Source organism: Mumia sp. (assembly GCF_028803055.1).
Lineage (GTDB): Bacteria > Actinomycetota > Actinomycetes > Propionibacteriales > Nocardioidaceae > Mumia.
The window spans coordinates 1-19,038 of sequence record NZ_JARBCJ010000047.1 but is presented as its reverse complement, the minus strand read 5'-3'; the positions used below and the strand labels follow the sequence as shown (position 1 = coordinate 19,038).

Below are 19,038 nucleotides of genomic sequence, written 5' to 3'. Positions count from 1 at the left end.
GACCTGCAGGTAGAGCCGGCTCACCGTGTCCGACCGCATCGAGTGCAGCGCAAAACCGTGGGGGTGCCAGGCGTAGACGAGCTCGTCGGTCGACGGAGCGACGTCGGCGAGGATGCCGAACCACGCGTACGGATAGGTGCGCTCCCACGTCGTGCCGCCGGGGATCGCGGATCGGCTCGGCCCGAACGACCCGTCGCAGCCGGCGATCGCGTCAGCCTCGAGGCGGTGCTCCGTGCCGTCGGCGGCGCGGTAGGTGACCGACGGCCGGTCGCTGTCGACCTCGTGCAGCGCGGTGTCGGTGATCTCGTACACCCACTCCTGACCACCGGCGGCACGGGCGTCGACGAGGTCCTTCTGCACCTCCGTCTGCCCGTAGACGTAGACGCTGCGGCCCACCAGGTCCACGAAGTCGAGGTGGTGGCGCTCGTGGGGAAACTGGAGATAGATCCCGCGGTGCCGGTCACCCTCGTGCGCGAGCCGCGCGCCCAGACCGGCCTCGCTCAGGAGGTCGACGCTGCTCTGCTCGAGGATCCCCGCACGGATCCGTGCCGCCACGTACTCCTGACTGCGGGTCTCCAGCACGACCGACTCGACACCCTCCGCCGCGAGCAGGTGGGCGAGGAGGAGACCGGCGGGCCCAGCGCCGACGATGGCGACCTGGGTCCGCGAGGTGACGGGGCTCATGGGGACATTGGAGCGTGCCGCGGGTCGTCGGTCGATGTGCCGCTTCTGCTGGGCGGAATGCCTGCGGGGTCGGCCCCGAGCTGCCGCTCGATCCCCTGGGCGGCGACCTGCAGCGCGGCCACCAGTCGCGACCGGTCGCGCTTGAGGTGCGGCACCACCACGCCGATCGCGGCGACGACCGACCCGCTGCGACGGACGGGGACCGCGACCGAGCAGGCGCCCAGCGACATCTCCTCGTACGTCGTCGCGTAGCCGTCGCGCCGAACCCGCACGAGCTCGTCCTCGAGGATGCCCGGCTGGGTGACGGTGTAGGGCGTCACGCGGGTGAGCGAGCCGAGGACCCGGCGGCGGACGTCGTCCGGAGCGTGCGCCAGCAGGACCTTGCCCACCCCGGTCGCGTGCAGGGGCAGCGTCGAGCCGATGCTGCTCACGACCGGGACGGACGTACGCCCGCGCATCCGCTCGAGGTAGAGCGCCTCGTCGCCGTCGCGCACCGCGAGGTGGACCGTCGCCAGCGTGGCGGCGTAGATGTCGTGGAGGAACGGCTCGGCCACCTGGCGCAGTCCGGCCTCCACCGGCGCGAGCAGCCCGATGTCCCAGATCAGCCGGCCCACGACGTACCGGCCGTCCGGACGCCGCGACAGCGCCCCGGCGGAGACCAGCTCGCCCACCAGGCGGTGCGCGGTCGCCAGGGGCAGGCCGGAGCGCCGCGCCAGCTCGCTCAGCGTCAGGCGGCGGTGGCCGGCGTCGAACGCGGCGAGCAGCGCCATGACTCGCGCAGCCACCGTCACGCCGGGTGCCGAGGTGTTGCCGGCCATGCCCGCTCCTTCCGCTGGACGGAATCGTAGTCTTCATCGTGTGACCGCGGTCACCTAGCGTGCGGGGATGACCTCAGCCGTGCCCTCCGACGACAGCACGTCCACCACGCAGGCCGACATCACGGCCGAGATCGAGGAGATCGAGGCCGCCTACCAGCGCTCCGGGGTCGAGGAGACGCAGCCTCGCCGCGACTACCCGCCCTACCGCAGCACCGCGCTGCGCCACCCCACCAAGGACCTGCACCACGCCGACCCCGAGACGATCGAGCGGTGGGCGCCCTGCTTCGGCACCCGCGACGTCGACCCGCTCGAGGCCGACCTGACGATCCAGAGCACCGGCGAGCCGATCGGCGAGCGTACGGTCGTCACCGGTCGTGTGGTCGACGGCGAAGGACGGCCGGTCCGGCACCAGCTCGTGGAGATCTGGCAGGCGAACGCCGGCGGTCGCTACATCCACAAGCGCGACCAGCACCCGGCGCCCCTGGACCCCAACTTCACCGGTGTCGGGCGGTGCCTGACCGACAGCGACGGCGTCTACCGCTTCCAGACGATCAAGCCGGGCCCGTACCCGTGGCGCAACCACCACAACGCGTGGCGGCCGGCGCACATCCACTTCTCGCTCTTCGGCACCGACTTCACCCAGCGGATGGTGACGCAGATGTACTTCCCGGGCGACCCGCTGTTCGCGCTCGACCCGATCTACCAGAGCGTCACCGACGCCAAAGCGCGCGAGCGGCTCGTCGCCACGTACGACCACGGCCTGACGAGTCACGAGTGGGCGCTCGGCTACCGCTGGGACATCGTGCTCACCGGCAGCAGCCGCACCTACATGGAGCCCGAGGACGACGCGAGCGATCGAGGTGACGCATGAGCACCCTGACGCCCACCCCCGGACAGACCGTCGGGCCGTTCTTCCACTTCGCCCTCCCGTACGCCGGTGACCGCGAGCTCGTCTCGCCGGGCACGCCGGGGGCGGTGCAGCTGCACGGGACCGTGTACGACGGTGCGGGCGCGCCGATCTCGGACGCGCTGGTCGAGATCTGGCAGGCCGCGCCGGACGGTGCCGTGGTGGCGAGGGCGGGCTCGTTGTGCCGGGACGGGGCCACGTTCACCGGGTTCGGTCGGGCACCCACGCGGCGCGACGGGACCTACAGCTTCTGGACCCTCGTGCCCGGGCCTACCGAGGAGGGCGCCGCAGCCTTCTTCGCGGTGACCGTCCTCGCGCGCGGACTCACGAACCGGCTCTTCACGCGGGCCTACGTCCCCGGTGACACCTCCGTCCTCGCCGCCGACCGGCTGCTGGCGTCGGTCGAGGACGACCGGCGCGCCACGCTGCTGGCGGTCGAGGACGAGCAAGGGCTTCGCTTCGACATCCGGCTCCAGGGTGACGATGAGACCGTGTTCCTCCAGTTTCCGGGACACTGAGACCCATGACGGATCTGCTCTGGCCCGGTGACGAGCGGGCCGGGGACCTGCTCGGCGACGCCCACGTCCTCGCGGCGACGGTGCAGATAGAGCAGGCGTGGCTCGACGCGCTCGTCGACGCCGGCCTCGCTCCGAAGGCCCTGGACCTCGTCGGGCTGGTGGGCCCCGACGACCTGCCGGAGCTCGCGGCGGGTGCCGAGGACGGCGGCACCCCCGTCATCGGTCTGGTCGCGCTGCTGCGCCGGCGCGCGGCGCCCCCGGCGCCGCGGAGTCGGACGCCACCTGGATCCACCAGGGTCTGACCAGCCAGGACGTCGTGCACACGGCGGTCGTCCTGGTGCTCCGCGATGCCCTGGACCACATCGCCGCGCAGCTCCGAGAGCAGGCGATCGCACTCGTCGGGCACGTCGAGGCGCACCGGAGGACGGTGATGGTCGGCCGGACGCTGACCCAGCACGCCGTCCCGACGACGTTCGGGCTGGTCGCGGCGGGGTGGCTCGAGGGGTTGCTCGACGCCGCGCACGACATCGACCGGGTGCGGGGCGGCCTACCGGCGCAGCTCGGCGGGGCGGTGGGCACGCTGGCGGCCACCACCGAGCTCGCCCGGCTGCGCGGGCGTCCGGACCCGGCCGCCGTGGCCGTGTCGCTCGCGCGCTCCGCCGCGACGACGCTCGGGCTGGCGTGGACGACGCCTTGGCACGTCCGCCGTACCCCTGTCGTTCGTGCCGGCGATGCCCTCGTCACGGCGACCGACGCGTGGGGACACGTCGCGACCGACGTGCTGACGCTCGCCCGCCCGGAGATCGCCGAGCTCGCCGAGCCGACGAAGGACGGCCGCGGCGGCTCCTCGACGATGCCCCACAAGCAGAATCCGGTGCTCTCGGTCCTGCTGCGCCGTGCGGCGCTCGCCGCGCCCCCGCTCGCCTCGACGCTGCACACCGCGGCGGCGCTCGCCGGCGACCAGCGACCGGACGGTTCCTGGCACGCCGAGTGGGAGACGCTCCGTACGCTCGCGCGCCGCGCCGTGGTCGCGTCGGAGCAGGCCAGCGAGCTCCTTGCCGGGCTGCGGGTCGACGCGGCCCGGATGCGCGCCACCCTCGAGGCCGCCGGCGAGGGGATCTTCACCGAGCGTGACGGCGTCCGGCGGTCGACCGGCGCCGGCGCGGGATCAGGCCCGGATGTCATCGGGACAGAGCCCGTGGGGACGCGTGCATCCTCCTACCTCGGTGCCACCGAGCTGTTCGTCGACGCCACCCTCGTCCGCACCCGTACGTTCCTGGAGGCCTCCGCATGACGGTTCCTCGGATCACCGGAGAGGAGCTGGCCGGTCACGGCGCGCTCCCCCTCCTCGTCGTCGGCCCGTCGCTCGGCACCTCCGCCTCGGCGTTGTGGTCGGCGGCGGCCAAGGAGCTCGGGAGCGACTTCCACGTGGTCGGGTGGAACCTCCCCGGTCACGTCGACGGGCCGGTGCGGTCGCCGTTCACGATCGCCGAGCTGGCCGAGGGAGTGCTCGGATTCGCCGCCGGCGCGGCCGAGGCCCGGGGTGACGAGGCGGTGCGGTTCCTCTACGCCGGCGACTCCGTGGGCGGTGCGGTCGGGCTGCAGCTCCTGCTCGACGCGCCGGAGGCGGTGACCGGCGCGGTGCTGATCTGCACGGGTGCGCAGATCGGTGACGCCCAGATGTGGCACGACCGCGCTGCGACCGTACGCGCCTCCGGGACGCCGGTGATGGTGACCACGTCGGCGGACCGGTGGTTCGCGCCCGGCTTCCTCGAGCGCGAGCCAGGTGTCGGCTCCGCGCTGCTGCACGTGCTGCAGGCGACCGACGCCGAGGGCTACGCGCAGGTCTGCGAGGCGCTCGCGGCGTTCGACGTGCGCGACCGGCTCGACCAGATCGATTCTCCGGTGGTCGCGCTCGCGGGCGAGCACGACGTCGCGACGCCCCCCGACAAGCTCAGGGAGATCGCCGACGGGGTGCGCGACGGCGAGCTGATCGTTCTTGAGGGCGTGGCCCACCTGGCCCCCGCGGAGGCGCCAGCGGAGGTCTCGTCCGCGATTCGTGCACTTGGCCACCGAATCACCGGGTCATTTCCTGGATCACCTGCACACATCGGGGACGAGGCGGCGACCCGCGGCATGGAGGTACGGCGGGCGGTGCTGGGCGACGCGCACGTCGACCGCGCGACCGCGAAGACCGACGCGCTCACGCGTCCCTTCCAAGAGCTCATCACCCGCTACGCGTGGGGCGAGGTGTGGGGTCGCGACGTCATCGACCGCCGCAGCCGCTCGATGATCACGCTCGCACTGCTGGCGACGCTGGGGCATCGCGAGGAGCTGGCGATGCACGTGCGTGCGGGCCTGCGCAACGGGTTGTCGCGGGAGGAGATCGCCGAGGTCCTGCTGCACACCGGGGTCTATTCCGGTGTCCCGGTCACGAACGCCGCGCTCGGCGTGATGCAGCAGGTCTTCGCGGAGATCGATGACGACGAGGCGTGATAAACTGTTCACCTGACGTACCTCCGTTCGCAAAGCGAACAACACGCCTGTCCTGCTGAGGAGTGCGATGCCTGCGTACGTGCTGGATGCCGTCCGGACGCCGTTCGGCCGCTACGGCGGCGGGTTGTCCGGCGTACGCCCCGACGACCTCGCGGCCACGGTCGTGGCGGCGACGCTGAAGCGGTCGCCCGCCCTCGACCCCGAGCGCATCGAGGACGTCGTGTGGGGCAACGCCAACGGCGCCGGCGAGGACAACCGCAACGTCGGCCGGATGGCGGCCCTGCTCGCCGGCCTGCCGGTCAGCGTCCCAGGTGTCACGGTCAACCGGTTGTGCGGCTCCAGCCTGGACGCCGCCATCTCGGCATCGCGCGCGATCGAGTGCGGCGACGCCGACGTGATCCTCACCGGCGGCGTGGAGTCGATGAGCAGAGCGCCCTGGGTGGTGCCCAAGCCGACCCGCGGATTCCCTGCCGGCAGTGCCGAGATGGTCTCGACCACCCTCGGCTGGCGGCTGGTGAACCCGCGCATGCCCCAGGAGTGGACCGTCTCGCTCGGCGAGTCCAACGAGCAGCTGCAGGAGCGGTTCGGCATCTCCCGCGAGCGTCAGGACGCCTTCGCAGCAGCCTCGCACCAGCGCGCGCACGCCGCGTGGGAGGCGGGCCGCTACGACGACCTGGTGGTCGGCGTCGACGGTGCCGACCTGGCCCGCGACGAGGGCGTACGTCCCGACTCGTCGGTCGAGGCGCTGGCGCGGCTCAAGCCGTCCTTCCGCCCCGACGGCACGATCACGGCCGGCAACGCCTCACCGCTCAGCGACGGCGCCTCGGCGGTCCTCCTCGGCTCCGAGCGGGGTGCGGAGCTGACCGGCCGTGAGCCGCTCGCCCGGATCGCGGGCCGCGGGGCGATGGCGCTGGAGCCGCAGGCCTTCGGGTACGCCCCTGTGGAGGCGGCCAACCGGGCTCTCGCCCGCGCCGGCATCGGGTGGGACCAGGTCGGCGCCGTCGAGCTCAACGAGGCCTTCGCGGTCCAGAGCCTCGCCTGCGTCGACGCGTGGGGGCTCGATCCCGACCTCGTCAACCAGTGGGGCGGCGCCGTCGCGCTGGGCCACCCGCTCGGCGCCTCCGGCGGCCGGATCCTCGGCACGCTCGCCGCCGTCCTGCGCGAGAACGGACGCCGCTGGGGCGTGGCCGCGATCTGCATCGGCGTCGGGCAGGGCCTCGCCGTCGTCCTCGAGAACGAGCAGGCAGCCTCCTGATGGAGGTGCTGGACGCGGACGCCGCGGTCGCCGACGTCCAGGACGGCGCGACGGTCCTGGTCGGAGGCTTCGGCACGGCGGGGATGCCGTTCTCGCTGATCGACGCCCTGGTCCGCCAGGGCGCGGGTGACCTCACGGTGGTGAGCAACAACGCCGGCAACGGCGAGACGGGACTTGCGGCGCTGCTCGCCACCGGGCGGGTCCGCAAGATGATCTGCTCCTACCCGCGCCAGCCCGACTCGCACGTCTTCGACGCTCTCTACCGCACCGGCAGGATCGAGCTCGAGGTCGTCCCGCAGGGCAACCTCGCCGAGCGGATGCGTGCCGCGGGCGCCGGGATCGGCGCGTTCTTCACGCCCACGGCGTACGGCACGGTGCTGGCCGAGGGCAAGGAGACGCGCTCGATCGGCGGACGCGACTACGTCCTCGAGTACCCGTTGGGCGGGGACGTCGCCCTCATCTCCGCACGGCGGGCCGACACGGCGGGCAACCTCGTGTTCCACAAGACGGCCCGCAACTTCGGCCCGGTGATGGCGACCGCCGCGACCACGACCGTGGCCGAGGTGGACGAGGTGGTCGAGGCCGGTGAGATCGACCCCGAGGCGGTGGTGACGCCGGGAATCTTCGTCGACCGGGTGGTCGCGGTCGGCGCCGAGCAGCGGATCGCCGCACGCGAAGGCGCCGTGGCATGAGAGCGCCCGACGTCGGCGAGCGCGCCGACGTGACCGTCGAGCACCCCGACCGGGCACCTCTGTCGCGCGACGAGCTGGCGCGGGTGGTGGCCGGTGACATCCCTCCCGGGTCGTACGTCAACCTCGGCATCGGTCGGCCCACCCATGTCGCCGACCACCTCACGCCCGACTCCGGCATCGTCCTCCACACGGAGAACGGGATGCTCGGGATGGGCCCGGTGGCGCAGGACGAGGACGTCGATCCCGACCTCGTCAACGCGGGCAAGGTGCCGGTGACAGAGCTTCCCGGCGCCTCCTACTTCCACCACGCCGACTCGTTCGCGATGATGCGGGGCGGGCACCTCGACGTGTGCGTCCTCGGGGCGTTCCAGGTGTCGCAGCGCGGCGACCTCGCCAACTGGCACACCGGCGTGGAGGACGCGATCCCCGCGGTGGGCGGCGCGATGGACCTGGCCGTCGGAGCCAAGCGGGTGTTCGTGATGATGACGCTCTTCGCCAAGGACGGGTCGAGCAAGCTCGTCGAGTCCTTGACCTATCCGGTCACCGGCCTCGCGTGCGTCAGCCGCGTCTACACCGAGTACGGCATCGTCGACGTGGGACCCGACGGCGTCACCGTGCGGGCGACCTACGGGATCTCCGTCGACGGTCTCCGCGACAGGCTGCCGGTGGCGCTCCGCCGGCTGGAGGACTGACACCGGGGCCTCTGGGAACGCACGGGGCGAGCGTGCCCGCTCGCCTCCCCGGGGGACGGGCGCGAAGCGGGCACGCTCGGTCGGTGTCGCGCGGCTAGGGCGCGAAGCTCGTGTCGGGGGCGACGGCGACCTCCACGAGAAGGGGCCGTCCGGGCTCGGTGAGGCGCGAGGCGGCATCGGTCAGGATGTGCGTGAGCGTCTCGATGTCGTCGACATGGACGACGTCGCAGCCCAGTGCCTCGGCGATCCGACCGACCGACACCTCGAGGAACGACGGCCACGGCGGCTTGCCGGAAGCGCGCTCGGCGAGCCGGTCCATCACCGCGTAGCCGCCGTTGGCCATCACGATCCACAGCACGCCGACGTCGAGGTGCGAAGCCGTCCACAGCGACTGCACCGCGTACATCGCTGACCCGTCACCTACCACCGCCACGACCGGCCGCTGCGGGACCGCCATCTTGACGCCGATGGCGGCCGGCATGGCGAACCCGAGCCCACCCATCGCCGCCGACACGAACCCGAGCGGCTCCCGAGCGGGGACCATCGCCTGCAGCAACGGACGCGACGACGGTGACTCCTCGAGGAGGACCGTGTCGCGCGGGAGAACGTCGGCGAGGACCTCGAAGACGTCCGCGGACCGGAGCCGTCCGCTCTCGACCAGGCCCGTCGGCCGCTCGGGCTTCGGCGGGTCAGGACGACACGACCGCTCGGAGAGCTCGGCAGGACGAGGGCCGAGTGCCTCGAGGAGCGCGCGGACGACCACGGTGGGGTCGGCGACCACGGCGAGCTCGACCGGTGACCGGTATGCCTCTTCGGGATCGGCTGTCACGACCACGACCGTGGCGCCCGGAGGGACGAGCGGGCCCTCCGCCCACGGGTACTGGCGGAGCGCAGCGCAGCCCACGATCAGCACCACGTCGGCGTTGCCGAGGGCCGCGCGGACCCGGGGCCGGTCGGCGGGAAGGTGACCGGCGAAGAGACGGTGGTCCTGCGGGAACCCGGCCCGTGCCCCGAACGGCTCCTGCCAGACCGGTGCCTCGAGCCGCTCCGCGAGCGCCGTCAACGCGTCCCAGCCGGTCCGGCTGTCGTTGCCGGACCCGGCGACCACCGCCGGTCGCTCGGCACGGCCGACCAGCCGCGCCAGGTCGCCGACGTCGACGCCCTCCGGCGCGGGCGTACGGACCACCCGCGCAGCGGACAGGTCCTGAGGGTCGTACGGGGTGCTCCAGTCGTCCATCGGCACAACCACCACGACCGGTCCCTGGTCACGGCGTGCACGGTGTGCCGCACGGTCGATCGCCGACGGGACGTCCTGCGGACGCACCGGATTCAGCATGTCGAGCGGGTAGTCGCCGGCGAGGCTGTCCAGCCTCCCGGCCAGGAACGGTTCGAGTGCCAGGTGGCGCCGGTCCTGCTGTCCGACGACGACCACGAGGGGCGCGTGGTTCACCCTTGCGGTGGCGATCGCCCCGACGCTGTTGCCCAGCCCGGCCGTGGTGTGCAGCAGCACGAGGGCGGGTTCGCGCGTGGCGATCGCCCACCCCGACGCGATCCCGACGACCGACCCCTCGTGGAGTGCGAGCACGAACCGGAGGTCGTCGGGCAGGTCGACGAGGAACGGGACCTCCGTCGACCCCGGGTTGGAGAAGATGGTCGTCATGGCGTGACGCCGCAGGACGTCGAACGTGGCGGTGCGGACGTCCGCCGTCATGCGTCCGCTCCCGAGCCCCGTTTCGCCTTCTGGATCTCGGCATAGACGTGCGTGCGGAGCTCGGTGAACCTCGGCATAGACCGGGTGGCGAGCTGGTCACGCTCGGCCGGGAGGTCGATGGTCAGGTCCTCCTGCACCACGGTCGGCGAGTTGGAGAGGATCAGCACCCGCTCGCCGAGATAGACCGACTCGTCGATGTCGTGGGTGACGAAGAGGACGGTGATGCCGAGGTCCTTCCAGACGCGACGGATCAGGTCCTCCAGGTCCGCGCGGGTCTGGGCGTCGACCGCGGCGAACGGCTCGTCCATCAGCAGGACCTCAGGCTCGTACGCGACCGCCCGCGCGATCGCCACCCGCTGCTGCATCCCGCCCGAGAGCTGCCACGGGTAGGACGTCTCGGCGTGCTCCAGGCCGACCGCGTGCAGGGCCGTCGAGACGACCTTCCGCCGCTCGGCCTTGGGCATGCCCGCGTTCTTCAGCGGCAGCTCGACGTTCTGGCGGACCGTCATCCAGGCGAACAGGCTGCGCCCGTACTCCTGGAACACGACCGCCATCTTCTTCGGAGGGGCGGTGACGACCGCGCCGTCGAGGAGCACCGTGCCCGCGGTCGGCTCCAGCAGCCCCGCGATGCAGCGCAGGAGCGTCGTCTTGCCGCATCCGGACGGTCCGACCAGGCAGACCAGCTCGCCCTGTCGCAGCTCGAAGGTCAGGTCGCGCACCGCCTCCACGTCGCCGGAGTCGACCGTGTAGATCTTCTGGAGACCCTGGACCGACAGCACGACGGGGGCGTCGACACCGTCGCGCGACGCGTTCTGGACCGTGACGCTGTCACCTTCCATGCTGCACCTCTTTCTGGCCGTAGTACCAATGGAGGACCCGGCGCTCGCACGCCTGGAAGACGATCGAGACCGCCACGCCGATCAGGCCGAGCAGAACGATGCCGCTCCACATCTCGACGACCGCGAACGACCGCTGGAACACCACGATCGTGAAGCCGAGCCCTGACGACGAGGCGAACATCTCGGAGATCACCATGAGGATCAGGCCGATGGAGAGCGCCTGCCGCACCCCGGCCGCGATCTGCGGCGCAGCGCTGGGGAGCACGAGCGTCCGCAGGCGCGTGAGCCGGGTGAGCCCGTACGTCCGGGCGGTGTCGACGAGGACCGGGTCGACGGCGCGTACGCCTTCGACGGTGTTGAGCAGGACGGGCCAGATCGCGCCGAAGACGATGACCAGCACCTTCATACGGTTGTCGACGCCGATGAGCAGCATCAGGACCGGAACGAGGACCGGCGGCGGGAGGGCGCGGAAGAACTCGAGCATCGGCTCGAGCAGCGACCGCAACCACCGCACCGAGCCGATCAGCAGGCCCGCGGCGACGCCGAGGACGATCGCGAGCAGCGTCCCGACGGTGAAGCGGGCGACGCTCGGGAGGACGTCCTCGCGGAACCGAGGGCCGATCCAGGTGTCGACGAACGTGGCGGCCAGCTCGCCCGGCTTGGGGACGAAGAAGTTGGTTGAGTCGATGGTCAGCACCCACCACAGCAGGACGAGCACGACCGGGAGCCCGAGCACGTAGGCGACGCGGGTGAGGATCCTCATGCGACCTCCTCCCGTCGGACCGAGACGTGCCAGCGAAGGGCGCGCCGCTCGACGAGGCGTGCGACGAGGTTGATGGCGACACCGATGAACCCGGTCATGAGGATGAGGGCGTACATCTGGGCCGTGGCGCCGCCGGAGTTCGCGAGCGCGATCGCGGTGCCGAGCCCACCTCCTCCGATGATGAGCTCACCGGTGATCGTGAGGATGAGGGCGACGGCCGCACCGAGACGCAGGCCCGTCATCACGTACGGCAGAGCCGACGGCCAGACGAGGTAGCGGACGCGTGCGGCCCATCCGAGGCCGTAGCTGCGTGCGGTGTCCGAGGCCACGGGATCCACGTCGCCGACGCCGTAGAGGACCTGGATGAGCACCTGCCAGAAGGACGCGTAGAGGACCAGCAGCAGGGTGGACTGCATCGAGGTGCCGTACAGAAGAGAGGCGAGCGGGATCAGCGCCACCGACGGGATGGGACGCAGGAACTCGATCGTCGAGTTCGTGGCGCGGCGTAGGAACCGGCTCTGGCCGATGACCAGGCCGAGCGCCACGCCGGCGGCCGCCGAGATGGCCAGACCGATCGCCCAGGTCGTCACGGTCTCTCGGACCGACGCCCAGAAGTCGCTGGTGCCCGCGAGGCTGCGCAGCTCGCCGAGGACGGTCGACGCGGTCGGGAGGAAGCGCTCCTCGACCAGCCCGGAGCGCACCACGAGCTCCCAGGTCACGAGGAACCCGACAATGCCGAGCAGCCCGAGCGCTGCCGAGGAGAGTGGGGCGCCCCGTCCGCCGGCGCGACGCGGGGGCGCGGACGTGTCGGCGGACGGGGACGCGGTGACCGACGTCATGGAAGCAGGGCGTCCAGGTCAGGCTCGTTCTTGAGAGTCCCGTACTTCACGGCGGCGGTGCCGAGCTTCTCCATCGACGCCTCGTCGAACTCCGAGCGGAAGACAGGCAGGACCATCTTGGCGCGAGTCGGCTCGTCGATCTCGGTGTAGGTGCCGACGATGTCGCGCACCTCCTGGTCGTTGTCGCCGGCGTAGTCCAGCGACTTGTTCATGGCGCGGCTGAAGCGCTCGACCAGGTCCTTGTTCTTTCCGGCGTACTCGGTGGTGGTGAAGTAGCCGGCGATGTCGAGCTCGGGCGACATGTCGAGGTAGTTGTAGGTGACCGCCCGCGCCCCGTCGGCCAGCGCGGCGGACATGAACGGCTCGAGCACCCAGATCGCGTCGACCTGATCGTTGGCGAGCGCTGCAGGGGCTTCGGGGAAGGGCACTTCGACGAACTTGACGTCCTCGGGGTCGCCGCCGTCGGTCTCGATCGCGGCACGGATGGTGGTGTCGCCGATGTTCTTGAGGTTGTTGACCGAGACGGTCTTGCCCGCGAGGTCCTTCGGCGTCTTGACCGGCGAGTCGCCGGGCACCAGCACCGCGCCGAAGTCGGGCTCCACTCCGGCCGACGACGTGCCGTTGGTGACGAAGGTCAGCGGGAGTCCCTGGTCGGCTCCCACCATCAGCGACACCACGTTGCCGAAGGCGAAGTCGAAGTCACCGCTGACGACCCCGGGCACGGCCGCGGCGCCGCCGGTCGTGGTCTCGATCTCGAGGTCGATGCCCTCGTCCTCGAAGAAGCCCTTCTCCTTGCCGAGCCAGATCGGCGCGGTGTCGACGATCGGGATGACCCCGACCGTGACCTCGTCCGGGCCGTCGGCACCGGCGTCGTCGTCGCCTCCGCAGGCGGTCAGCAGGACGAGCGACGCTAAGACCGCGGCGGCCTTGGTCGTGGGGCGCATGTGATTCCTCTCGGGGGTGGGGCTGAAGGTCAGAAGGGGAACGTCGGGGGTTCGCTGCGGAGCGTGATCCAGCGGGTCTCGGTGAACGCGTCGATGTTGGCCTCGGCGCCGCCGTGCCTCGAGCCGGTGCCGGAGACCCCCAGTCCGCCGAACGGTGCGTTGGCCTCGTCGTTCACCGTCTGGTCGTTGACGTGGACGATGCCCGACGGGATGCGGGCCGCGAGCTCCAGACCGCGCATGGCGTCGCGGGTGACGATCCCGAGCGAGAGCCCGTAGTCGCCGGCCGTGGCCAGCTTCACCGCTTCGTCGAGGTCGGAGAACCTGACCACCGACGCGACGGGCCCGAAGACCTCCTCGGCGTACGCAGGCGCGTCGACCGGCGAGTCGGCGAGCACGGTGGGGCGGTAGAACAGCCCGTCGTACGTCCCGCCGGCGACCAGGCGTGCTCCCGCCTGCTGGCTCCCTGTGACGAGGGCGTGGATCTTGTCGCGCTGCGCCTCGTCGATGATCGGCCCGAGCGCCACGTCGTCGGTGGCCGGGTTGCCGACGGGCAGCTGGTCGGCCTTCGCGGCGAGCTTCTCGACGTACGCGTCGTACAGGCTGTCGTGGACGAGGTGCCGCCCGACCGTCATGCAGATCTGGCCCTGGTGGAAGAAGGCGCCCCAGGCGGCGAGGTTCACCGCCTGGTCGACGTCGGCGTCTTCGAGGACCAGGAAGGCGGAGTTGCCACCGAGCTCGAGGTGGGCGCGCTTGAGGTGACGCCCCGCGGCCTCGCCCACCTTGCGGCCGGCGGGTGTCGACCCGGTGAACGCGATGACCCGGACGTCGGGGTCGGTGGTGAGCGCCTCGCCCACCTCGGCGCCGCCGGGCAGCAGCTGGAGGACACCGGCGGGGAGGCCAGCCTCCTCGAAGATCCGCACGATCGTCACACCGCCGGTCACCGCCGAGCGCGGGTCGGGCTTGAGGATGACGGCGTTGCCGAGCGCGAGCGCCGGGGCGACGGCCCGGATGCTGAGGATGAGGGGGACGTTGAACGGGGAGATCACGCCGACGACGCCCGCCGGGACCCGCTGGGAGATCGAGAGACGCGGCTGGTCGGTGGCGAGTACCTTGCCGGCGGCGTACGACGGGAGCGCGGCCGCCTCGAAGCACTCCGCTGCTGCCACGTCGAGGGAGAACCCGGCCATGCCGGGGACGGCGCCGACCTCGCGGACGTTCCAGCCCATCACCTCCTCGGCGTGGGCGTGCCACAGGTCGCCCGCCCTGCGGAGCACGGCGGCACGCTCGGAGTGAGGGGTCGCCGCCCAGCTGCGCTGCGCCTCGGTGGCGTGCTGTGCAGCCCGGCGTACGTCGTCGGGGCTCGCCTTGCCGACCTGACCGAGACTCTCGCCCGTCGCGGGCTCGACCACCGGGTAGGTCGCGCCCCCCGATGCCTCCACCCCGTCTCCCCCGAGGGAGATCCGTCCGCTCCAGACCGATGTGTCCAGCAAAGCCTCGTCCTCTCGGTGCTAAGGTCAGTCGCTGTCCGGCGCGTTCGCTAAGCGAACGCTTGTCCAGCATACGAACCTACTATGACGCTCATCACAGGTCAACGGAAGAGGTCGCCGACCGCCGCAGCGCGTGTGGGGGTCTCGACGACGGAATAGGGTGCCAACCGTGACGACTGACGACGGCCGACCGGTGGAGTCGGTCCAGTCCTTGCAACGAGGGCTCGCGGTCATCCGGGCCTTCGACGCCGACCACCCGCGCATGACCCTCGCCGAGGTGGCCCGACAGACCGGCCTGACCCGCGCGACGGCCCGCAGGTTCTTGCACACGCTGGTCTCGCTCGGATACACCGCCACCGACGGACGCGAGTTCTGGCTGCGTCCGCGCGTCCTCGATCTCGGCTACGCCTACCTCTCCAGCAGCACGCTGCCCGACATCGCCACGCCTCACCTCAAGGCGTTCACCGACCGCGTCCACGAGTCGTCGTCGGTGTCGGTCCTGGACGGGGCTGACATCGTCTACGTCGCCCGCGTCCCTACCCGCCGGATCATGGCCGTCGCCATCAGCGTCGGCACCCGTTTCCCGGCGTACGCGACCTCGATGGGGCGGGTGCTCCTCGCCGGTCTCGAGCCCAGCGACCTTGACAGGGTGCTCGCCGAGATGACGTTCGAACGGCTCACGCCGCGCACCGTTTCCTCGGCGGCACAGCTGCGCGCCGAGCTCGACGTCGTTCGCGAGCGGGGCTGGGCACTGGTCGACCAGGAGCTCGAGCTCGGGCTCCGCTCCATGGCGGCGCCCGTGCGCGACCCCCGCGGACGCACCATCGCGGCGGCGAACGTCTCGGTGAGCGCCGGTCAGCGCGACGCCGAGGACGACGTGGAGAGGCTCCTGCCGGAGCTCCTGGAGGCGACGCGGCAGATCGAGCACGACCTGCGGATGGCCGGGATGTGATCGCCGAGGCCGACATCGAAGACCCCGCCGTGCCCTACGCTGTCGCCCGACCGGAGGGAAGTCGTGGTGAATCCTGGCCTGACGTGGCGCCGTTCTCGCGCCCATGCCGGGATTCTCGTTGCCTTCGCCGTGACCAGCGCCGTGTTCGCCGCCCTCGTGGCAGGACTGGCGACCAGCACGGCAGACCAGCTCGACCACGACGTCGCGCGTGCCCTCGCAGACCTCCCTCCTCGGAGCGCTGCCCTGCGGGTCACCGCCACGACGCGGATGGACGAGGAGGTCCGTGCCGCCGAGCGCCTCGCCCGCCGCGCGGAGGCGTCCGGGCTCGTCGTCACAGCGAGCACCCGCGCCGACGACATCGTCGTCGGCCCACGGTCGTTCCTGGTCGAAGAACGTCGCGAGCTGGCCGGCCTCGCGTCGTTGACCTCCGGGCGCTGGGCGGTGTCGGACAGCGTGGCGACGCTGACGGCGGCCGCCGCCGAGCGACTGCGCGTCTCGCCCGGTGACACGCTGGACCTCGGGCCCGTGAGCGTCCTCGTCGTGGGGACCTGGGCGGCCGACGACCCGACGGATCCGCGGTGGTTCGGCGATCCGGGAGTCGCCTCCGGCTCCGACGCCGGGGCGGTCGGGCCGGTCGTCCTCTCGGCGGCGACGCTGGTGCGGCTCCCTGACTACCGTACGTCCACGTGGACGCTCACGGTCCCGTCGTCGGTCGGGGGCAGCGACCTCGACCGGTTGACGTCAGCACTGCGTGCCTTCGTGGAGGAGGCCGACGATGCTGGGGCGGCCCTCGACGGCAGCCTCGCCGACCGGGTCCGCGAGATCGCGCGCGCCGAGTCCTCCGTCAACGCGGTGAGACGGGTCGCGCTGGTGCTCGTCGGCGTCGTCGGGACCCTCGTGATGTGGCACGTCGCCGGCGCGGTGCGCGCGGCTCGGAGCACGGAGGCCATGCTGGTCGTGGCCAGGGGCGCGTCCCCGGGCCAGGTGATCGCGTGGCACGGCGGTGACGTCGCGATCATCGGGGCGTTGGGCTCGGCGCTCGGGCTCGTGGCGTGCTCGGCGGCGCTCGGCCCACCGTCGCCGTACGTCCTGGCGGTCGCGGTCGTCGTCCCGCCGGCACTCGCCATCGCACGCGCCTGGCCTCCGGCAGTCGTCGGGCGCTCGGGCACCGCCCCGGTGGCTCTGGTCGTCGCGATCCTCCTCGCCGGTGCCGGCATCCTCCTGACGGCGCGCGCCGCCTGGCTCGGGGACGTCGTGCTCGAGTCGTCGTCGGGCGCCGTTCGTGTCGACGGGCTGACGGTTCTCGCGCCGGCACTGGTACTGGTTGCCGCAGCCGTCGTCACCGTCCTGCTGACCCGGCCGCTCCTCGGAGCCGCCGCACGGGTCGCTGCGCGCGCGAGCAACGGTCTGGCGCTCGTGCTCGCGCTCCGTAGGGCCGGAGGTCGGTCGCGCGCGACTGCCGCGACCTTGACGCTCGTGGCTCTGGTCGTCGGTACGGCGGCCGCGTCCGCGGTCGCCTCCGCGTCGGCAGGTGCCGTCGTGGATCGGACTCGTGAGATGCAGACCGGTGACGACGTCCGGGTCTCCGTCGGAGCCGAGCGGGTCGTCGATGGCCGGCAGAGTCCTCAGGTCGACCTTGGTCCGTACGCCGGGCTGCCCGCCGTCGACCGCGTCCGCGGCGCCGTCGAGACGCCAGTGGGGGTGGCCGATCTCAAGACCACGCTGTTGGCGGTCGACGGTGGTGAGGATGGTGACGGCGTCGTGGCCGGCGCCGTCCCGATCGCGATCACCGGCGGGCTCGCGTCGGATCTCGACGTCGTGGTCGGTGACCGCCTGGAGGTGCTCGTCCCGGACGTGGCCGCGACGTTCCCAGCGGTCGTACGCCGGATCGCGCGGTCCTTGTCCGGTCTTCCCACCGGGGAGGGGATGGTGGCCAGCAGGACGGCGGTCCAGACGTCGTTGTCGAAGCCCGAGGCCCTCCTCACCGTCAACACCCTGCTCCTGTCGAGCGGCGATCCGCTGGCGACCGCCCGGGCCGTGCCGTCGGTGGCCGACCGCCCGGTGACCGTGGTGCGGGCTCGCTCCGGCCAGGGCGAGCTGTCGCCCGGAGCGGCGCAGACGGCATGGCGCTGGGCTGCTGTGGGGGTCGCGCTCCTGGGGGCGATCGGGCTCGCGGCGGTCGTGCTCGGCAGTGTGCGTGGGAGTCGCGCCGAGTCAGCCGTCCTCGGTGCGCTCGGGGCGACCCGAGCCGTGCGGGGCCGCGCACGGCTCGGTGAGAGCGCGGTGGCGATGGCAGCGGGCCTGGTCGCGGGCGTGGCCGGCGCGGTGCTCCTGGTGGCCGTCCTGGTGCCCGTCCTCTCCCGCGCCCTCGTCCCGGAGACGGCGCCGGACCTCGGGCGTGTCGTCGCGCTCGACGGGCCCGTCCTGGCAGCGTCGCTCGTGCTGCTCGCCTCCGCGGCGATCGTCATCACCCTCGCGGGCGTGGTCGTGGCGCGCGGTGACGCCGACGACCTCCTGCGCAAGGAGGACGTGTGAACAGACGATCGGGTGTCGCGCGGCTCCTCCTCCGCTACGTGGTCGCTCTCCGCGGAGTGCTCGCCCTGACCGCGACCGTGGTCGTGGTGCTCGCGTTCTTCGCGTCCGCGGCGCCGGTGGCGCTCGCGAACCTCCTGACCGACGCCCAGCGCCACGCGCTCGTGGAGATTTCGCCGGCCGCGCGCGACCTGGTCGACGAGCAGCAGATCACGCCACCGCCGGAGCTGGTCGCCGACGACTGGCGTGGTCTGCGCGATCGCTTGGAAAAGACCCGCGCCGAGCTGCCGCCGCTCCTGCGGTCGGTCACCGAGCCCGCGGCATTCACCCTGACGGCGTCGACGCGGAAGACGGCGGAGAAGATTGGCGGCCCGATGCTGCCGGACTGCTACGTGAACTTGACCCTCTCGCCCGATCTGCCGAGGCACGTGACGATGGTCGAGGGAACCTTGCCTCGACCGCCGGCCGGTGAACGGGCCACGGCCGACCTCATCCTCACGCGTGCGGCCGCCGAGGAGGCGCGCTGGAGGGTCGGCGACGTACGGGTGCTGACGGGCGGTGGCCTTCCGGACCGGCGCTACCGGCTCAGCGGCACCTACGAAGCGGTCGCGCCACAGGGTCCGTTCTGGCGCCAGATCTCCGGGGGGATCGCCCCGGTGGTCACCACCACTGGCGGCCGTTGGACGGTGGCGGCAGCCGGGTGGGTCTCGGCGGAGAACCTCCACGGCACCGGGCCTGCCTCCGTGGAGCGCAGTCACACGGCACTGAAGCTCTGGTACCCCGCGACACCAGAGCGCCTCACCGCCGCCGAGGGCGCGGCGCTGGTCGACGAGCTCTCCGCCTTCACCCGGACGGCGGTCGAGCTCGCCCCGGAGAGCGAGGTCGAGGTTCCGGGCGAGGGGTTCATGC

Annotated in this window: 19 protein-coding genes; 11 read left to right on the top strand and 8 right to left on the bottom strand. The window is 72.2% G+C overall.

Annotation, left to right across the window (positions count from 1 at the left end):
* The coding region (locus tag PV363_RS06765; RefSeq protein ID WP_301021970.1) for an FAD-dependent monooxygenase at window positions 1-684 on the bottom strand (684 nt) is incomplete at its 3' end.
* Entirely contained in the window at window positions 681-1,502 is an 822-nt protein-coding gene (locus PV363_RS06760; RefSeq protein WP_220342912.1) for an IclR family transcriptional regulator, read from the bottom strand. The genes PV363_RS06760 and PV363_RS06765, both read right to left, overlap by 4 nt.
* A gap of 67 nt (window positions 1,503-1,569) precedes the next feature.
* Here PV363_RS06760 and pcaH point away from each other — a divergent pair, with 67 nt between their 5' ends.
* The 8 genes from pcaH to PV363_RS06720 all read left to right on the top strand — a co-directional run bounded on the left by pcaH (window position 1,570) and on the right by PV363_RS06720 (window position 8,062).
* Window positions 1,570-2,373 carry a protocatechuate 3,4-dioxygenase subunit beta gene (gene pcaH, locus PV363_RS06755; RefSeq protein WP_220366525.1) on the top strand — a complete coding sequence of 268 codons (804 nt, stop codon included), beginning with the start codon at window positions 1,570-1,572 and terminating at the stop codon, window positions 2,371-2,373.
* Entirely contained in the window at window positions 2,370-2,927 is a 558-nt protein-coding gene (gene pcaG / locus PV363_RS06750) for a protocatechuate 3,4-dioxygenase subunit alpha (protein ID WP_220342914.1), read from the top strand. The genes pcaH and pcaG overlap by 4 nt, the downstream gene beginning before the upstream one ends.
* A 5-nt stretch (window positions 2,928-2,932) precedes the next feature.
* Complete coding sequence (locus PV363_RS06745; RefSeq protein WP_301021969.1) at window positions 2,933-3,229, top strand: hypothetical protein; 297 nt, start codon at window positions 2,933-2,935, stop codon at window positions 3,227-3,229.
* A gap of 14 nt (window positions 3,230-3,243) precedes the next feature.
* Entirely contained in the window at window positions 3,244-4,221 is a 978-nt protein-coding gene (locus tag PV363_RS06740) for a lyase family protein (RefSeq protein ID WP_301021968.1), read from the top strand.
* Window positions 4,218-5,423 (top strand): 4-carboxymuconolactone decarboxylase, encoded by a 1,206-nt coding sequence (gene pcaC / locus PV363_RS06735; protein ID WP_301021967.1) that lies wholly within the window; start codon window positions 4,218-4,220, stop codon window positions 5,421-5,423. The genes PV363_RS06740 and pcaC overlap by 4 nt, the downstream gene beginning before the upstream one ends.
* A gap of 67 nt (window positions 5,424-5,490) precedes the next feature.
* On the top strand, window positions 5,491-6,678 hold the full coding sequence (locus PV363_RS06730) for a thiolase family protein (protein WP_220342920.1): 1,188 nt from the start codon (window positions 5,491-5,493) through the stop codon (window positions 6,676-6,678).
* Entirely contained in the window at window positions 6,678-7,370 is a 693-nt protein-coding gene (locus tag PV363_RS06725; RefSeq protein WP_220345755.1) for a 3-oxoacid CoA-transferase subunit A, read from the top strand. Before PV363_RS06730 ends, PV363_RS06725 begins: the two co-directional genes overlap by 1 nt.
* Window positions 7,367-8,062 (top strand): 3-oxoacid CoA-transferase subunit B, encoded by a 696-nt coding sequence (locus PV363_RS06720; RefSeq protein ID WP_301021966.1) that lies wholly within the window; start codon window positions 7,367-7,369, stop codon window positions 8,060-8,062. Before PV363_RS06725 ends, PV363_RS06720 begins: the two co-directional genes overlap by 4 nt.
* Window positions 8,063-8,156: 94 nt before the next feature.
* Here PV363_RS06720 and PV363_RS06715 read toward each other — a convergent pair whose 3' ends face one another.
* From PV363_RS06715 to PV363_RS06690, 6 genes are read right to left on the bottom strand one after another with little or no spacing between them, the layout of a single operon-like run.
* On the bottom strand, window positions 8,157-9,773 hold the full coding sequence (locus tag PV363_RS06715; protein WP_220342927.1) for a thiamine pyrophosphate-dependent enzyme: 1,617 nt from the start codon (window positions 9,771-9,773) through the stop codon (window positions 8,157-8,159).
* The gene (locus tag PV363_RS06710) at window positions 9,770-10,612 is read right to left on the bottom strand and encodes an ABC transporter ATP-binding protein (protein ID WP_301021965.1); all 843 of its coding nucleotides are present in this window, start codon (window positions 10,610-10,612) and stop codon (window positions 9,770-9,772) included. The genes PV363_RS06715 and PV363_RS06710 overlap by 4 nt, the downstream gene beginning before the upstream one ends.
* Window positions 10,602-11,375, bottom strand: a complete 774-nt coding sequence (locus PV363_RS06705) for an ABC transporter permease (protein WP_220345757.1) — start codon at window positions 11,373-11,375, stop codon at window positions 10,602-10,604. Before PV363_RS06705 ends, PV363_RS06710 begins: the two co-directional genes overlap by 11 nt.
* On the bottom strand, window positions 11,372-12,214 hold the full coding sequence (locus PV363_RS06700) for an ABC transporter permease (protein ID WP_220342933.1): 843 nt from the start codon (window positions 12,212-12,214) through the stop codon (window positions 11,372-11,374). The genes PV363_RS06705 and PV363_RS06700 overlap by 4 nt, the downstream gene beginning before the upstream one ends.
* Window positions 12,211-13,158: an ABC transporter substrate-binding protein gene (locus PV363_RS06695; protein ID WP_220342934.1), complete on the bottom strand. Its 948-nt coding sequence runs from the start codon at window positions 13,156-13,158 to the stop codon at window positions 12,211-12,213. The genes PV363_RS06700 and PV363_RS06695 overlap by 4 nt, the downstream gene beginning before the upstream one ends.
* A gap of 29 nt (window positions 13,159-13,187) precedes the next feature.
* On the bottom strand, window positions 13,188-14,648 hold the full coding sequence (locus tag PV363_RS06690; protein ID WP_301021964.1) for a benzaldehyde dehydrogenase: 1,461 nt from the start codon (window positions 14,646-14,648) through the stop codon (window positions 13,188-13,190).
* A 166-nt stretch (window positions 14,649-14,814) separates the two neighbouring features.
* Here PV363_RS06690 and PV363_RS06685 point away from each other — a divergent pair, with 166 nt between their 5' ends.
* From PV363_RS06685 to PV363_RS06675, 3 genes are all read left to right on the top strand, one after another.
* The gene (locus tag PV363_RS06685) at window positions 14,815-15,597 is read left to right on the top strand and encodes an IclR family transcriptional regulator C-terminal domain-containing protein (RefSeq protein ID WP_301021963.1); all 783 of its coding nucleotides are present in this window, start codon (window positions 14,815-14,817) and stop codon (window positions 15,595-15,597) included.
* A 129-nt stretch (window positions 15,598-15,726) separates the two neighbouring features.
* On the top strand, window positions 15,727-18,132 hold the full coding sequence (locus PV363_RS06680; protein ID WP_301021962.1) for a hypothetical protein: 2,406 nt from the start codon (window positions 15,727-15,729) through the stop codon (window positions 18,130-18,132).
* On the top strand, window positions 18,129-19,038 hold a 910-nt coding region (locus PV363_RS06675; protein WP_301021961.1), incomplete at its 3' end, for a hypothetical protein. The genes PV363_RS06680 and PV363_RS06675, both read left to right, overlap by 4 nt.

Bases quoted from the DNA above. Each gene is read 5' to 3' on its own strand.
- PV363_RS06760 (WP_220342912.1), bottom strand. From the start codon at position 1,502: ATGGCCGGCAACACCTCGGCACCCGGCGTGACGGTGGCTGCGCGAGTC.
- pcaH (WP_220366525.1), top strand. From the start codon at position 1,570: ATGACCTCAGCCGTGCCCTCCGACGACAGCACGTCCACCACGCAGGCC.
- pcaG (WP_220342914.1), top strand. From the start codon at position 2,370: ATGAGCACCCTGACGCCCACCCCCGGACAGACCGTCGGGCCGTTCTTC.
- PV363_RS06745 (WP_301021969.1), top strand. From the start codon at position 2,933: ATGACGGATCTGCTCTGGCCCGGTGACGAGCGGGCCGGGGACCTGCTC.
- pcaC (WP_301021967.1), top strand. From the start codon at position 4,218: ATGACGGTTCCTCGGATCACCGGAGAGGAGCTGGCCGGTCACGGCGCG.
- PV363_RS06730 (WP_220342920.1), top strand. From the start codon at position 5,491: ATGCCTGCGTACGTGCTGGATGCCGTCCGGACGCCGTTCGGCCGCTAC.
- PV363_RS06725 (WP_220345755.1), top strand. From the start codon at position 6,678: ATGGAGGTGCTGGACGCGGACGCCGCGGTCGCCGACGTCCAGGACGGC.
- PV363_RS06720 (WP_301021966.1), top strand. From the start codon at position 7,367: ATGAGAGCGCCCGACGTCGGCGAGCGCGCCGACGTGACCGTCGAGCAC.
- PV363_RS06715 (WP_220342927.1), bottom strand. From the start codon at position 9,773: ATGACGGCGGACGTCCGCACCGCCACGTTCGACGTCCTGCGGCGTCAC.
- PV363_RS06710 (WP_301021965.1), bottom strand. From the start codon at position 10,612: ATGGAAGGTGACAGCGTCACGGTCCAGAACGCGTCGCGCGACGGTGTC.
- PV363_RS06705 (WP_220345757.1), bottom strand. From the start codon at position 11,375: ATGAGGATCCTCACCCGCGTCGCCTACGTGCTCGGGCTCCCGGTCGTG.
- PV363_RS06700 (WP_220342933.1), bottom strand. From the start codon at position 12,214: ATGACGTCGGTCACCGCGTCCCCGTCCGCCGACACGTCCGCGCCCCCG.
- PV363_RS06695 (WP_220342934.1), bottom strand. From the start codon at position 13,158: ATGCGCCCCACGACCAAGGCCGCCGCGGTCTTAGCGTCGCTCGTCCTG.